Consider the following 13,414-nt stretch of genomic DNA (forward strand, 5'->3'; position numbering starts at 1 on the left):
GTCGCTGGGATGGTATTGCCGCTTCTGCCACAGGGCTGCCATCCTGTCCATTGCACCGGCTTGACCCCGGCCCTGCCGCGCGGCACCTTGCAACGGACCAAACGGACAGGAAGGACCGCCCGCCATGCCGCAGCCCTATCGGGAGAACGCCGCCGCTGTCACCTTCTGGAGCCTGATGGTCTGCCTGGCCCTTGCCATCGTCGTCTACGTGATCGGCTGAGACGGGACGGACTTCACTCCGCCGGCAGCGATTCCCAAACGGCAATGCCGGCGGCCAGATCTTCCAGCGCCGCCCCGACCGATTTGAACACGGTTACGCGCGTGTCGTCCGCCCGCCCGGCATGCTGTCCGCGCGTCAGGTCGAAGACGTCGCCGGCCACACGGTCCTCGCTGAGCGCACCCGACGCCAGGGCCTGCACGATGTCGCCGCCTTCCTTCAGCGCGCCGCCGCGGGTATCCACGAACACCGCGCCGCGCCGCATCAGGTCATCGTCGCTTTCGCGCATGGCCGGCGTGAAGGCGCCGACAAGATCGACATGCGTGCCCTCTTTCACAAGCGCGCCCTTGACCAGCGGCACGGTGGAAAGCGTGCAGCAGGAGATGATGTCGGCGTCTTGCTGCGCCCGGTCCAGATCGCCGGTGAAACCGGCATCGTAGCCGGCCGCGCATAGGCGCTGCGCAAGTGCCTCGCCATTGGCGGCGGACCGGTTCCAGACGGTGACGCGGCGGATGGGCCGCTGGCTGGCATGGGCGTCGACGAGTTCACCGGCCAGCGTGCCTGCCCCGCAGATGAGCAGGTGGCTTGCATCCTTGCGCGCAAGGTACGAGGCCGCCAGCGCCGAGGCGGCGGCCGTGCGCCGTGCCGTCAGCCGCTGCCCGTCGATGATGGCGAGCGGCGCGCCGGTCTGGCCGTCCAGCAGCAGGTATTGGCCCATCACCGCCGGCAGGTTGCGGCTGTTGTTCTCCGGGCTGACGGTGACGATCTTGATGCCGATATAGCCGCCGGCCGAGGTTCCGGCACGGTTGAAATCTGTCCAGGCCGGCATGAGCAGCAAAACCGAATCGGCCTCGTCGGGCCGCTCGATCGTGTGGTGGTGACGCACCGGCTGCACCATGCCGTCGCGAAACGCCGTGCGCAGGGCCTCGACGAGGCGCGGATAGGGTAGTGCGGAATCGACCGCCTCGGGACCGATGACTTTCATGCCGGTGCCTCTACTGACGTGGCGCGGCGAGTGCGGTGGAGGATGCCCTGCCCGTTTCGGCGGCGCGCAACTCCTTGACCTCCCGGCCGCGCCGGCGCGCCTGCTTGCGGTAGCGCCCCTGCTTCCACCACGTTGCCAGCGAACCCAGCACCATGCCGGCGGCCAGTGCGATGAAGAGATAGACGAACAGCGGCCAGCGCACCGTCAGCAGCGGATTTCCGGGATTGAACGGATCGAGTGTGAACGGCACCGCCCCGCGATTGGCGACCGCCAGCGCGATCAGCGCCACGGCGATCGGAACCAGGACGAGAACGGTGACAAGGCGATTGAGCATGACGGTCTGGCTTCCTGAATCTTCACCCGGACGGCAGCGTTGACGCCCGGTCCTGGGCATTTAGTCCGAGTTCAGGCGCTCGCGCAACTCCTTGCCGGTCTTGAAGAACGGCACCCACTTTTCCTCGACATGAACCGTGTCGCCGGTGCGCGGGTTGCGCCCCGCGCGTGCCGGGCGGTTCTTGACCGAGAAGGCGCCGAAGCCGCGCAGTTCGACGCGATTGCCCTTCGAAAGCGCTTCGGTGATCTCGTCGAAAATGGCATTGACAATGTTCTCGACATCGCGCTGGAACAGATGCGGATTCCGGTTGGCGATGATCTGAACAAGTTCGGATTTGATCATTTCGTGTCCCTCTTGCGCCCCTGCCGCAGGTGGTGCGCACGCACCGTGGAAATATCAATTTTCCTGAATTGAGCCAACAGGTTGCCAGAGCGAAAGCAGGCCGTCAAGGAACAGGCCTTCGCCTGCCAGCGACCGCAGCGCCGCGAGGTCGCCCCCCTCCAGGCCGAGAAGATGCGCCGCCAGTGCCAGCGGCACGCCGCCAAGCGTGGGATTGGCCGGCTTTTTCCACTCGATCACCTTGAGTTCGCTGTCCACGCCCTTCGAATGGAGCCAGGCCCTGGCCTCGTCCATTCCGCCCAGTTCGTCCACCAGTTTGCGCTCCAGTGCCTGCCGCCCGGTGAAGACCGATCCGTCGGCAAGCCGGCGTACCTCCGCCTCCGAAAGGGGCCGCCGCTCGGTGACGAGACCGATGAACCATTCATAGCTGTCCATGATCATCGCCGCCATCATCGCCCGTTCATCGGCGGTGGTCTCGTTGAAGGGGGAGGGCTCTGCCTTCAAGGGCGCCGACTTGATGGTGTCCACGTCGACGCCGATATTGCCGAGCAGCTTCGACACGTTGGGAATCTGCGCGATGACGCCGATCGAGCCAACGATGGAGGACTGGCGGGCGACGATGTGGTCGGCGCCGCTGGCGATCATGTAGCCGGCCGAGGCGGCCAGCGTGCCGACCTGCGCCGTCACGGGCTTCTCCTGCGCCAGCTTGCGCACCGCCTCGAAAATGGCCTCGCCGCCGGCCGTGGTGCCGCCGGGCGAATCGATGGTCAGGACCACGCCCTTCACATGGGCCGATTTCGCCGCTTCCCCGATCCGTCCGATCAGTTCATCATCCTCGGTGATCGTGCCCTCGATGCGGATCTGCGCGATATGGTCGCGGGTCTTGCCGCCTATCCCGCCGCCCATGCCCGCCGCCGCCACCGCGAGAATGGCGATGGCCGCCACGATGAATGCGGTCGCGCGCCAGAAGGTGACCCTGCGCCTCAGCCTGCGCCTGTCAATGATCGTGTCCGCGTCCTGCGTCATGGTAGCCGCTCCCTCGCAACGCCAGAAGACAGCAGTGGTAGCGCGATTGGCCGCCCTTGACCATAGCGCCGGGCGCCCCCGTCCTTCACCGAAAAATAACCACAATGGCTTGCAATGGGTTCGGCATTGGGTCAATCGGAGGCTGCAAGGGCCTCCATGCCGGTCAAGGGAGAAAACCGCTGTCAACGGCCGCTGTCACAGCATCGGGCGCGCATCCCGGCCTTCAGACGGGCCCGGCCGGGCCGGCCCGTGGAGGCACGCCGGAAGCCGCGTTCCTGGCGGCCCGGCGCCATACCCGCCGCGTGCGTTTTCTCAAGCGGCTCCTGCCCGCGCTCGCCGTTTCCATCACCCTGGTCTTCGCCGCCTGGTCGTGGTTCGTCACGCCGGGCAAGGTTTCCATCGATGTCGCCTCCAGCGGCTTCGTGGACGGCAAGCTGATCATGGCCTCACCGAAGCTCGACGGCTATACCAGGGATAACCTGCCCTATTCGATGACGGCCAGCCGCGCCATTCAGGAACCCGGCAACATGGACCGTTTCGAACTGGAGGATATCGTCGCCAGCCTGCCATTGACGCGGGATCAGCTCGCCGACGTTTCCGCCAGGACCGGCTTCTATGACAACACCACGCGGCAACTGAACATCGACAGCCCGATCACCATCGTCACGTCCGATGGCCTGCGCGCGTCCCTGACCGATGCCGTCATCGATGTCGGGACCGGCAGCCTCGAGACGCAGGAACCCGTCGACATAAGGCTTGACGGCTCGAGCATTACCGCCGATTCCCTGCAGGTGAAGGAGAATGGCAAGGCGCTTGTCTTCGAACGCAATGTGCGGATGACGCTGGACCCGGCGCAACTGCGCGAACGCCGCGCGGCGGACGCGGCCAGGAAGGAATGACGGCATGAAAATCCTGCCCGGTATGGCTGCGGTTCTGGCAGCCCTTGTCCTCATCGCGGCACCGGCGGCAGCCCAGGACCGGGCCACCGGCCTGAAACTGGACTCCGACAAGCCGATCCAGATCGAGAGCAACAAGCTGGAGGTCCGAGAGGCTGAGAACGTGGCCATTTTCACGGGCAATGTGGCCGTTCAGCAGGACAAGACCGTGCTCAAGGCCGGTCGCATGAGGGTCTATTACAAGAAGGATGGCGGCTCGGCGACCACCGGTTCAGCCGATATCGACCGTCTTGAGGTGGACGGCACGGTCTATGTCCGCTCCGAGACCCAGGAGGTAACCGCGGACAAGGGCGTCTACGACATGGGCAGGGAAATGCTGGTGCTCTCCGGCGACAAGGTTGTGCTCACCGAGGGGGCGAATGTCATTGTCGGCTGCAAGCTGACGGTCAATACCCGGTCCGGGCTGGCGCAACTGGAGCCCTGCAGCAGCACGGGCGGGCGCGTCAAGATGCTGCTGACGCCCGGCGAATCCCGGGCCGGCCGCGGCAACTGACGGCGACGGTCGAAACGGGGCAGGACGGAAAACGCGCGTGAGCCTTATTCAGCGGTTGAGACCAGGCATGGCGGCTTCCCGGGAAGCCGGCGCGGCGCGTATTCCCGAACCGCCGGACGAGCGCTACAAGGGTACGCTGATCGCCCGCGGCCTGACCAAGAGCTACAAGGGCCGCCAGGTTGTCGCCGGTGTCTCGCTTGGTGTGCGTGCCGGCGAGGCCGTGGGCCTGCTCGGCCCCAATGGCGCGGGCAAGACCACCTGTTTCTACATGGTCACCGGCCTTGTGGCCGCCGACAGGGGCACCATCGAGATCGATGGGCATGACGTGACGCATTTGCCCATGTACCGGCGCGCGCGCCTCGGTATCGGCTATTTGCCCCAGGAAGCCTCCATCTTTCGCGGCCTGTCCGTCGAGGACAACATTCGCGCCGTCCTCGAGGTTGTCGAGCCGGACCGCAAGGAACGCAGCAGGCAGCTCGATCAGTTGCTTGAGGAGTTTCACATCGCGCATTTGCGCAAGTCGCCCTCCATTGCGCTCTCGGGCGGCGAGCGCCGGCGCCTCGAAATCGCGCGGGCACTTGCCAGCCGGCCGAATTTCATGCTGCTGGACGAACCCTTCGCCGGCGTCGATCCGATTGCCGTGGCCGATATCCAGCAACTCGTCCGGCACCTGACAGCCCGCGGTATCGGCGTGCTGATCACCGACCACAATGTGCGCGAGACGCTGGGCCTCATCGACCGTGCCTACATCATCCACGCCGGCCAGGTACTCACCCACGGACGCCCCGGCGATATCGTCGCCAACCCCGATGTCCGCCGGCTTTATCTGGGCGAAAGCTTCACCCTCTGATAACCATCCTGCCAAACGGCTGCGGCCTTGTGCCCCGTGCCGCGTTTTCCGATACCAAATGGTAGTGCTTGACAAGCAAGGTTCAGGCCAAGTTTTATAACAGGCTGTTGTGCGCTGCGGCAGGGGCCGTGGTGAGCGCATGGGGGCTTCGGCCGGGGCAAGGGAATTCGATGGCGCTTTCTGCCAAACTTCAGGTCAAGCAGACACAATCGCTGATCATGACGCCGCAACTGATGCAGTCGATCCGGCTGCTTCAGTACACATCCGTGGAACTGGAACGGTTCGTCGAGCAGGAGATCGAGCGCAACCCGCTCATCGAGCGCGACGAGAGCGCCGATCGCGATTCCGGCGGCGAGGAGCGGAGCGGCGACGCCGATGCGCGCGCCGCAGAGGGCGATGAAAGCCCCTGGATGCAGGACGACCTGGAATGGAACGCATCCGACATATCCGGCAAGCTGGATTCCTCGCTTGAGAATGTCTTCCCCGACGACCCGGGGACGCGCGAGGCGGTTCCCCTGCAAATGGAGACGAACTGGAAGTCGGCACCGTCGGGCGGCGGCAGCGCGGAGCCGTTCGATCTGGACCAGGTGACGGCGGCGCCGGTCACGCTGGCCGACCACGTCCGCGAACAGATCTCGCTTGCCCTTCGCGACCCGGCAGACCGCCTGATCGCCGCCGAACTCGCCGACGGGCTCGATCCCGGCGGCTGGTATGGCGGCGACATCGAGGATATCGCCGCGCGATTGGGGGTCGCCGCCGACAGGGTCGAGGCGGTGCTCGGCGAGTGCCAGCGCTTCGATCCGCCCGGCCTGTTCGCGCGCTCTCTTTCCGAATGCCTCGCATTGCAATTGAAGGCGCTGGACCGCTTCGATCCGGCCATGCAGGCCATGGTGGAGAACCTGGAACTGCTGGCGCGCCGCGACTTCCAGACCCTGAAACGGCTGTGCGGTGTCGACGAGGAGGACCTCGTCGAAATGCTGGCGGAGATCCGCGCCCTGGATCCGCGCCCGGGCACCGCCTTTGAAGGCGCGGTCGCCGATCCGGTCATTCCGGATGTCTTCGTCACCCGCGCGGCGGACGGCTCGTGGGCGGTGGAACTGAACCAGGATGCGTTGCCGCGCGTGCTGATGAACCAGGCATACGCCAACAAGGTACAGGCCGGCGCGCGAACGAAGGAGGAGCGCGAGTTCCTGACCGAGTGCTTGCAGAACGCAAGCTGGCTGACCCGCAGCCTGGACCAGCGGGCGCGCACAATTCTCAAGGTTGCCTCGGAGATCGTGCGCCAGCAGGATGCCTTCCTGGTTCACGGCGTGTCGCATTTGCGCCCGCTCAATCTCAGGACCATCGCCGATGCCATCGCCATGCACGAATCGACAGTGAGTCGCGTGACCGCCAACAAGTTCATGATGACGCCGCGCGGCGTCATCGAGATGCGCTATTTCTTCACCGCCGCGATTGCCTCGGCGGAAGGCGGCGATGCCCATTCCGCCGAATCGGTGCGCCATCGCATCCGCCAGCTCATCGAGGGGGAAACGGCATCCTCCGTCCTGTCGGACGACGCGATCGTGGAAAAACTGCGTGCCGGCGGCATCGACGTTGCCCGCCGCACCGTCGCCAAGTACCGGGAAGGCATGAATATTCCCTCCTCCGTCCAGCGCCGGCGAGAAAAGCGGGCGATGGAAAAGGCGCGCTGCTGACGGGACCGTCTCCGCCATGCGGCACCGCGGCGCCGCGCCCGTCCTTTTCCAATTTCATTGACAAGCGATGGAAGCAGCACTAAGAGCGCGCCCCATCGGGGGGCTGGTCCGGCAGCCTTTGCGTCGCGGTCCCGCGAAAGATGGCAGGCGGCAAATTCCGGTTGGGCGATCGTTGTCAATACCTTGTGTGTTGTCGACTCCGGTGTAGAATCGAAGCCCTGTTTCGGATGAGAGGACTTTCCACATGAGTTTGCGCATTTCGGGAAAGCAGATGGAGATCGGCGACGCGTTCAGGACGCGGATCGAGGATCGCATCGGCGAGGCTGTAGACAAGTATTTTGACGGGGGATTCTCCGGCAAGGTGACGGTCGAGAAGAACGCATCCCGCTTTGACGCCGACTGCACGCTCCATATCGATACCGGGCTGGTGCTCCAATCGTCGGGCCGCGCCATGGATCCGCAGGCCGCTTTCGATGAAGCCGCCGAAAAGCTGGAGAAGCGCCTGCGGCGCTACAAGAGACGCCTGAAGAGCCATCATCACCGCGACAGCGAGCCGGGGCTCGATGTCGCCTATCGCGTGATGGCGCCGGTGGCCGACGAGGATGAGGAAGTGCCGGAGGATTTCGCCCCGACCGTGGTTGCGGAATCGACCCTGTCCCTCAGGCAGATGACGGTTGCTTCTGCCGTCCTCGAACTGGACATGAAGGACAGTCCGGTCTTCGTGTTCCGCAATTCCGGCAATGATCAGGTAAACGTCGTCTATCGCCGTGCCGATGGAAACATCGGCTGGATCGATCCCTCCGCGGGATCGGCCGCGGCGGAATAGGAAACCTCCACGCTACCGGTTGCGTTGAACGTAATTCAGGCCGTCAACCGGCAGAAAGGCTGATCATGGCTCTCGGCGATCTCGTGAGCATCAACGCCATTTTTCCGGCGGTGAAAGCCAATTCCAAGAAGCAGCTCCTGCAATTGCTGGCCGAAAAGGCGGCGGGACTGACGGGGATTCCCGAACGGGAGATCTTCGACACGATCCTCCAGCGCGAGCGGCTTGGCTCCACGGGGGCGGGAAACGGGCTTGCCATTCCCCATGGCAAGCTGCGCTCGATCGGCAAGATCACCGGGCTCTTCGCCCGGCTCGAAAACCCGGTCGATTTCGAGGCGATAGACGATCAGCCGGTGGATCTGGTGTTCCTTCTTCTGGCGCCCGAAGGCGCCGGTGCGGACCATCTCAAGGCGCTGTCACGCATCGCGCGTGTGATGCGCGACCCTGAAACGGTTGCCAAGATCCGGGGCGCGGCGGATGTCGAGGCCATCCATGCGCTGCTGTCGGGTACGCCTGCATCGAACGCCGCGTGACGTGTGCATGATACGTTTGTGAGAACGGCTTCCGGGCGGCGGTTTCGCCGCCCTTTTCTTCAGCTAAACCGGCGCCGTGAACGGTTCAGTGGATGCTGACCGCCTGGAGGTCGTTTTCCCACGCGCCGGCGACTGCGGCTTCGCGCGCGCTGGCCAGCAGGATCGGGTTGCCGTCGGCGGCAAACAGGGTCCAGATTTCGAGACCGGGCGCAATGTCGGCGATACCCGGATAGGCTGCCAGCAGGTCGTCGCTTGTCATCTTGCGCACGTAGCCGACCTTGCCCTCGCCCAGATGGGCCAGTTCACTGGCGGTCAGGATCGATGTGACATGGTCTTCGGTCATGGGTCAGCCTCCTTCGGCACGAAGGGATTTCCTCCACGGGACAATCCCCTCATAGAGCTGTTAACAAGTCGTGAAACCGGTTGGTTCCGAAAAGCCGCCTGCTGGCAGCCGTTCACTCCCGGATGGCGATGTCGATCTTGCGAACCAGCCGCTCCGGTTCCGGACGGTCGAGATCGATGGAGAGCAAGCCGTTCTTCAGTTCCGCCCCCAGCACCCGCATTCCGTCCGCGAGCATGAAGGCCCGCTGGAACTGCCGCGCCGCGATCCCGCGATGCAGGTATTCGCGGTCCTCGTCGTCCTGCTGGCGGCCGCGGATGATGAGCTGGTTTTCCTCGGTTGACACGTCGAGATCGCTTTCGCGGAAACCCGCCACGGCCAGGGTGATGCGCAGTCTTATGCTCTTTTCGTCACCGCTGCGAATGCGTTCGATATTGTAGGGGGGATAACCGTCTCCATTCTTGGCGATGCGTTCGATGGTCTTTTCCATCGCGTCGAAGCCAAGCATGAGCGGGCTCGAAAAGGGCGTCATGCGCGTCATTGTCCAAGTCCTCCGAGAGCGACCTTTCCCGATCCGGCCCGTCTGGCGCCGTATCGCGTGAACCTGATATGGTCGCGAAAACGAACCGATTCAAGAGAGGGACCAATCGTGGCCGAAACGCGCAAGATCATCATCGACACCGACCCGGGCCAGGATGATGCCGTTGCAATCCTTCTGGCGCTGGCCAGCCCCGAACTGGAGGTTCTGGGCATTTGCGCGGTGGCCGGCAACGTGCCGCTCCACCTGACCGAGCGCAACGCCCGCAAGATCTGCGAACTGGCCGGCAAGCCGGAGACGAAGGTCTACAAGGGCGCCGTGCGCCCGCTTCTGCGCCACCTGGTCACGGCTGAGGAAGTGCATGGCAAGACCGGCCTCGACGGACCGGATCTGCCCGATCCGCAAATGGCGTTGCAGCCGGGCCATGCGGTGGATTTCATCATCGACACGGTCATGCGTGAAGACCCGGACACCGTGACGCTTTGCACGCTCGGGCCGCTGACGAACGTGGCGCTGGCGCTCAACCGCGAGCCGCGTATCGCCCCGCGCATCCGGCAGATCGTGATGATGGGCGGCGGCTATTTCGAGCAGGGCAATGTCACGCCTTCGGCCGAATTCAACATCTATGTTGATCCCCACGCCGCCGATGTCGTGTTCCATTCCGGCATCGACATCGTCATGATGCCGCTGGACGTGACGCACAAGGCATTGACGACACGTGCCCGCGTCGAGGCCATTCGCGCTCTGAACACCCCGGTGGGCGAGGCGACGGCGGCGTTGCTGGACTTTTTCGAGCGCTTTGACGAGGCGAAATACGGCACCGATGGCGGACCGCTGCACGACCCCTGCGTGATCGCATGGCTCCTGCGGCCGGACCTGTTTTCCGGCCGGCATTGCAACGTGAGTGTGGAGACCATGTCTGACCTGACCATGGGCGCCACTGTGGTCGACTGGTGGGGTGTTACCGACCGGCCGAAAAACGCCCACGTGATGCGCGACATCGATGCCGACGGCTTTTTCGCATTGCTGACGGAACGGCTGGCCCGGCTCTGAGCTTTACGCCTTCAGTGCCGCTTCCACGTCGCCGGTCAGCGGAATCGAGGGCTGGGCGCCGGGCTTGAGGCAGGCGAGCGATCCCGCCGCCGCCGCCAGGCGCAATGCGTCTTCGAGAATCAGCCCGCGGTCGAGAGCAGCCGCGAAATAGCCGCAGAACGTATCGCCCGCACCCACCGTGTCGACAGGCGTGACGGCAAGCGAGGGAACGGCGATGCTGCCCTCCGGCGTCATGGCCAGCGCACCGGCGCTGCCCATGGTGACGATGATCGTGCGTCCGGTGACATGGACGAAATTCGCCATTTTCGCTTCACGCGATTGACCGGCTAGGCCGAGCGCCCTGGCGTAGAGGTCGAATTCCGTCTCGTTCGCGATCACATAGTCTGCCTTTGTCAGCAACCTGGCCGCCGCCGCCTGGTAGGGCGCGGTGTTGAGGACGCTGACTCCACGGGCCGCGCGCACCGAGTCCAGCGCCGCCTCCACCGCTTCCAGCGGGATTTCGTGCTGCAACAGCACATGGCCGCCGCCTGCGGCGGCCGCCTGCGCCATGGCCGGGGTGACGGTGCCGTTCGCGCCCGGAACCACCGCGATCATGTTCTCGCCGTCGTGACCCACGAGAATGAGCGCCGTGCCGGTCGGGCCGTCCGCCCGTGTCACGCCGGAAAGGTCCACGCCGCCATTGTCGAGAAGCGCAAGCGCCTCGCCGGCAAAGGCATCGTTGCCGACAGCTCCGATCATGCGTGTCGGCGCGCCGGCGCGCGCCGCCGCCAGCGCCTGGTTTGCGCCCTTGCCGCCCGGCGCGGTGGAAAAGCCGTCGCCCGGAACGGTTTCGCCGCGCCCGGGCAGGCGCTCCACGCTGGCGATCAGGTCGAGATTGATGGAACCGATGACGGTGATCATGGAAAGCCCCGGTAAAGGAAGTGACGGGAGAAGCTATCGTGCCGGGAGGTCGATCACAATGCGATACGCCTTCGCGCCGGTGAACTTTCGGCCCCCGAATCAGGCCTGTCCCGCCTCCCAGCCGAGCATGGCGCGCTTGCGCGTCAGCCCCCAGTGATAGCCGGTCAGTTGCCCGGCCTTGCCGAGCGCCCGGTGGCAGGGAATGACGAAGGAAACCGGGTTGGCCCCGACCGCCGCGCCCACCGCCCGGCTGGCCTTCGGTTTGCCGATGGCTGCCGCGATGTCGGAATAGGAGGCCGCCCGGTTCATCGGAATGCGCAGCAGCGCTTCCCACACCCGAACCTGGAAGTCGGTCCCGATCATCACCACGCGCAGGGGTTCCTCCGCCCGCCAGCGCGCGGGATCGAAGATGCGGGCCGCATAGGGGGCGATCGCCGCCGCGTCTTCGATGAACCGCGCATTCGGCCAGCGGCGCGCCATGTCTTCAAAGGCCGCCGCCTCGCCGCCCGGATCGGCGAAGGCCAGCCCGCACAGCCCCCGTTCCGTCGCCATGATCAGCGCCGGCCCGAAAGGCGAGGGGTGGAAGCCGTGGCGGATGGTCAGCCCCGCCCCGCGCGCCTTGTAATCGCCCGGCGTCAGCGCTTCATGGGAAACGAAAAGGTCGTGCAGGCGGCCCGGCCCGGACAGTCCCAGTTCCAGCGCGGCATCGAGCAGCGGAGCGCCCTCGTCCAGCAGGCGGCGCGCATGGTCCAGCGTGACCGCCTGCAGGAAGGCTTTCGGTGACAGCCCTGCCCAGCGGGTGAACAGCTTCTGCAGGCCGGTCGGCGTCTCGCCCACCTGCGCCGCCAGCGCCTCCAGCGAAGGCTGGTCGCGATAGTCCAGTGAAAGCGTCTCGATCACCCGGCGCACGGTCTCGTATTCCGTGCCCTGTGGCGTGATGTCCCGGGTCAGGATGGCTGTCTGAACGGTCATGTGCGTTCCTCCATGACCGTGACAATGGCCAATGGAATGGCCGCGCGCCACCCGATTCTTGCTGATGCCGGACGTGTCAGCCGCGCTTCACCGTCGCCAGCGCGCCGGCGAAGGCCTGCGAGAAGCTCTCGCGGTCGTCCGGGTTGAGGAACGCGCCGACCGGCACTGAAAGCCCGCGTTCGGTCACGGCCATGCCCGTCACGCCGATTTCCTCGTGACGGCTGACATGGAACTTTGCCCAGAACGGGTTGAAGCGGTGCTCGGCGATCTTGCCGGAGGGCGCGATCTTGCGAATCAGCATGGCATGGCGCCAGACGCGCACTTCCTCGCGTGCCCGCGCATCGCGGTAGTTCAACCGGAAGGCCAGCCACAGCAGGAACAGGTCGAGTCCGAAAAAGCCAAGCACCGGCCATGCCCCGATCGACCAGAACAGGAGCCCGGTGGAAAACCATGTTATCCCGAAGATGGCCATGACGATGTAGAACCCCGTACGTCCCATCGAGCGGTGGGGCGTCAGGAGTGCATCGAAAACCGGCTCTTCGCTGTCAACGGCGGTAGCGTGGTTCATGGCTCCATATTATAGGGGAAAAATGGACAAGCCAAAGATCAAAAAAGTCGCATCCGTTTCGCCTGCCGGGAAAGGAAAGCCGGTGCGCAGGCGCAGCCGTTACACGAAAGATGAAGTGCGCGAGATCTTCCGCCGCTTTTCCATCCAGCGGCCGGAGCCGAAAGGCGAACTGGCCCATGTGAACCCGTTCACCCTGGTGGTCGCCGTCGCGCTGTCCGCACAGGCCACCGATGTCGGTGTCAACAAGGCCACGAAAGACCTGTTCAGGGTGGCCGACACCCCGCAAAAGATGCTGGCGCTGGGTGAGGAAAGGGTGGGCGAGTACATTCGCACCATCGGACTGTGGCGCAACAAGGCGAAGAACGTGATCGCCCTGTCGCGCAAGCTGGTCGACGATTTCGGCGGAGAAGTGCCGCAAACCCGCGAGGCGCTGGTCACGCTGCCCGGCGTCGGCCGCAAGACGGCCAATGTGGTCATGTCCATGGCCTTCGGCATTCCCACCATCGCGGTGGACACGCATATCTTCCGCATCGCCAACCGTATCGGCCTGGCGCCCGGCAAGACGCCCGATGCGGTGGAGGAGCACCTGATGCGGGTGATCCCTAAGGACTATCTCTTCCACGCTCATCACTGGCTGATCCTGCACGGCCGCTATGTCTGCAAGGCGCGCAAGCCCGAATGCGAGCGCTGCGTCATCGCCGACCTTTGCAAGTCGCCCGAAAAGACCTGCGATGTGCCCGCCGCGCTCGTGCAACTGCCGGCCCAGCAGATCGGATGAACCGGGTGGTCG

16 protein-coding genes and 1 pseudogene are annotated in these 13,414 nt (G+C 65.0%); 8 read left to right on the forward strand and 9 right to left on the reverse strand.

Annotation, left to right across the window (positions count from 1 at the left end; translation table 11 throughout):
* Nucleotides 1-233 precede the first annotated feature (233 nt).
* From R3D65_RS06725 to sppA, 4 genes and pseudogenes are all read right to left on the reverse strand, one after another.
* Nucleotides 234-1,202, reverse strand: coding sequence for an ornithine cyclodeaminase family protein (locus R3D65_RS06725; RefSeq protein WP_371274450.1), 969 nt, complete (start codon nt 1,200-1,202; stop codon nt 234-236).
* Nucleotides 1,203-1,212: 10 nt separating this feature from the next.
* Nucleotides 1,213-1,536, reverse strand: coding sequence for a LapA family protein (locus tag R3D65_RS06730; protein ID WP_371274451.1), 324 nt, complete (start codon nt 1,534-1,536; stop codon nt 1,213-1,215).
* 60 nt (nt 1,537-1,596) lie between these two features.
* Nucleotides 1,597-1,893: pseudogene (locus R3D65_RS06735) on the reverse strand (integration host factor subunit beta); the annotation flags it as partial.
* A gap of 39 nt (nt 1,894-1,932) precedes the next feature.
* On the reverse strand, nt 1,933-2,901 hold the full coding sequence (gene sppA, locus R3D65_RS06740) for a signal peptide peptidase SppA (RefSeq protein ID WP_371274452.1): 969 nt from the start codon (nt 2,899-2,901) through the stop codon (nt 1,933-1,935).
* A gap of 302 nt (nt 2,902-3,203) precedes the next feature.
* Between sppA and lptC the strand changes: the two genes are divergently transcribed.
* The 6 genes from lptC (at nt 3,204) to ptsN (ending at nt 8,253) form a co-directional block, all read left to right on the forward strand.
* On the forward strand, nt 3,204-3,800 hold the full coding sequence (gene lptC / locus R3D65_RS06745; protein ID WP_371274453.1) for an LPS export ABC transporter periplasmic protein LptC: 597 nt from the start codon (nt 3,204-3,206) through the stop codon (nt 3,798-3,800).
* Nucleotides 3,801-3,804: 4 nt separating this feature from the next.
* Complete coding sequence (locus R3D65_RS06750; protein ID WP_371274454.1) at nt 3,805-4,350, forward strand: LptA/OstA family protein; 546 nt, start codon at nt 3,805-3,807, stop codon at nt 4,348-4,350.
* A gap of 67 nt (nt 4,351-4,417) precedes the next feature.
* Nucleotides 4,418-5,200 carry an LPS export ABC transporter ATP-binding protein gene (gene lptB / locus R3D65_RS06755; protein WP_371274455.1) on the forward strand — a complete coding sequence of 261 codons (783 nt, stop codon included), beginning with the start codon at nt 4,418-4,420 and terminating at the stop codon, nt 5,198-5,200.
* Nucleotides 5,201-5,370: 170 nt separating this feature from the next.
* Nucleotides 5,371-6,897, forward strand: coding sequence for an RNA polymerase factor sigma-54 (gene rpoN / locus R3D65_RS06760; RefSeq protein WP_371274456.1), 1,527 nt, complete (start codon nt 5,371-5,373; stop codon nt 6,895-6,897).
* Between the two features lie 244 nt (nt 6,898-7,141).
* On the forward strand, nt 7,142-7,723 hold the full coding sequence (gene hpf, locus R3D65_RS06765; protein WP_371274457.1) for a ribosome hibernation-promoting factor, HPF/YfiA family: 582 nt from the start codon (nt 7,142-7,144) through the stop codon (nt 7,721-7,723).
* A 65-nt stretch (nt 7,724-7,788) separates the two neighbouring features.
* Entirely contained in the window at nt 7,789-8,253 is a 465-nt protein-coding gene (gene ptsN, locus R3D65_RS06770) for a PTS IIA-like nitrogen regulatory protein PtsN (protein ID WP_371274458.1), read from the forward strand.
* A gap of 85 nt (nt 8,254-8,338) precedes the next feature.
* On the opposite strand, the gene R3D65_RS06775 is transcribed toward ptsN, so the two are convergent.
* The gene (locus R3D65_RS06775) at nt 8,339-8,596 is read right to left on the reverse strand and encodes a DUF1150 family protein (RefSeq protein ID WP_371274459.1); all 258 of its coding nucleotides are present in this window, start codon (nt 8,594-8,596) and stop codon (nt 8,339-8,341) included.
* A 112-nt stretch (nt 8,597-8,708) separates the two neighbouring features.
* Entirely contained in the window at nt 8,709-9,134 is a 426-nt protein-coding gene (locus tag R3D65_RS06780) for an Hsp20 family protein (RefSeq protein WP_371274460.1), read from the reverse strand.
* Nucleotides 9,135-9,242: 108 nt separating this feature from the next.
* Between R3D65_RS06780 and R3D65_RS06785 the strand changes: the two genes are divergently transcribed.
* Complete coding sequence (locus tag R3D65_RS06785; protein ID WP_371274461.1) at nt 9,243-10,184, forward strand: nucleoside hydrolase; 942 nt, start codon at nt 9,243-9,245, stop codon at nt 10,182-10,184.
* 3 nt (nt 10,185-10,187) lie between these two features.
* Here R3D65_RS06785 and R3D65_RS06790 read toward each other — a convergent pair whose 3' ends face one another.
* The 3 genes from R3D65_RS06790 to R3D65_RS06800 all read right to left on the reverse strand — a co-directional run bounded on the left by R3D65_RS06790 (nt 10,188) and on the right by R3D65_RS06800 (nt 12,624).
* The gene (locus R3D65_RS06790) at nt 10,188-11,084 is read right to left on the reverse strand and encodes a ribokinase (protein ID WP_371274462.1); all 897 of its coding nucleotides are present in this window, start codon (nt 11,082-11,084) and stop codon (nt 10,188-10,190) included.
* 99 nt (nt 11,085-11,183) lie between these two features.
* Nucleotides 11,184-12,056 carry a methylated-DNA--[protein]-cysteine S-methyltransferase gene (locus R3D65_RS06795; RefSeq protein ID WP_371274463.1) on the reverse strand — a complete coding sequence of 291 codons (873 nt, stop codon included), beginning with the start codon at nt 12,054-12,056 and terminating at the stop codon, nt 11,184-11,186.
* 76 nt (nt 12,057-12,132) lie between these two features.
* Nucleotides 12,133-12,624 carry a DUF2244 domain-containing protein gene (locus R3D65_RS06800; RefSeq protein WP_371274464.1) on the reverse strand — a complete coding sequence of 164 codons (492 nt, stop codon included), beginning with the start codon at nt 12,622-12,624 and terminating at the stop codon, nt 12,133-12,135.
* Between the two features lie 22 nt (nt 12,625-12,646).
* On the opposite strand from R3D65_RS06800, the gene nth reads away from it, so the two are divergent.
* Nucleotides 12,647-13,402: an endonuclease III gene (nth, locus tag R3D65_RS06805; RefSeq protein WP_371274465.1), complete on the forward strand. Its 756-nt coding sequence runs from the start codon at nt 12,647-12,649 to the stop codon at nt 13,400-13,402.
* Nucleotides 13,403-13,414 lie beyond the last annotated feature (12 nt).

Origin of the sequence: Zhengella sp. (assembly GCF_041397485.1) — a bacterium.
Lineage (GTDB): Bacteria > Pseudomonadota > Alphaproteobacteria > Rhizobiales > Rhizobiaceae > Zhengella.

Bases quoted from the DNA above. Each gene is read 5' to 3' on its own strand.
- R3D65_RS06775 (WP_371274459.1), bottom strand. From the start codon at position 8,596: ATGACCGAAGACCATGTCACATCGATCCTGACCGCCAGTGAACTGGCC.
- hpf (WP_371274457.1), top strand. From the start codon at position 7,142: ATGAGTTTGCGCATTTCGGGAAAGCAGATGGAGATCGGCGACGCGTTC.
- rpoN (WP_371274456.1), top strand. From the start codon at position 5,371: ATGGCGCTTTCTGCCAAACTTCAGGTCAAGCAGACACAATCGCTGATC.
- ptsN (WP_371274458.1), top strand. From the start codon at position 7,789: ATGGCTCTCGGCGATCTCGTGAGCATCAACGCCATTTTTCCGGCGGTG.
- R3D65_RS06790 (WP_371274462.1), bottom strand. From the start codon at position 11,084: ATGATCACCGTCATCGGTTCCATCAATCTCGACCTGATCGCCAGCGTG.
- R3D65_RS06750 (WP_371274454.1), top strand. From the start codon at position 3,805: ATGAAAATCCTGCCCGGTATGGCTGCGGTTCTGGCAGCCCTTGTCCTC.
- nth (WP_371274465.1), top strand. From the start codon at position 12,647: ATGGACAAGCCAAAGATCAAAAAAGTCGCATCCGTTTCGCCTGCCGGG.
- R3D65_RS06730 (WP_371274451.1), bottom strand. From the start codon at position 1,536: ATGCTCAATCGCCTTGTCACCGTTCTCGTCCTGGTTCCGATCGCCGTG.
- lptB (WP_371274455.1), top strand. From the start codon at position 4,418: ATGGCGGCTTCCCGGGAAGCCGGCGCGGCGCGTATTCCCGAACCGCCG.
- R3D65_RS06725 (WP_371274450.1), bottom strand. From the start codon at position 1,202: ATGAAAGTCATCGGTCCCGAGGCGGTCGATTCCGCACTACCCTATCCG.
- sppA (WP_371274452.1), bottom strand. From the start codon at position 2,901: ATGACGCAGGACGCGGACACGATCATTGACAGGCGCAGGCTGAGGCGC.
- R3D65_RS06780 (WP_371274460.1), bottom strand. From the start codon at position 9,134: ATGACGCGCATGACGCCCTTTTCGAGCCCGCTCATGCTTGGCTTCGAC.
- R3D65_RS06800 (WP_371274464.1), bottom strand. From the start codon at position 12,624: ATGAACCACGCTACCGCCGTTGACAGCGAAGAGCCGGTTTTCGATGCA.
- R3D65_RS06795 (WP_371274463.1), bottom strand. From the start codon at position 12,056: ATGACCGTTCAGACAGCCATCCTGACCCGGGACATCACGCCACAGGGC.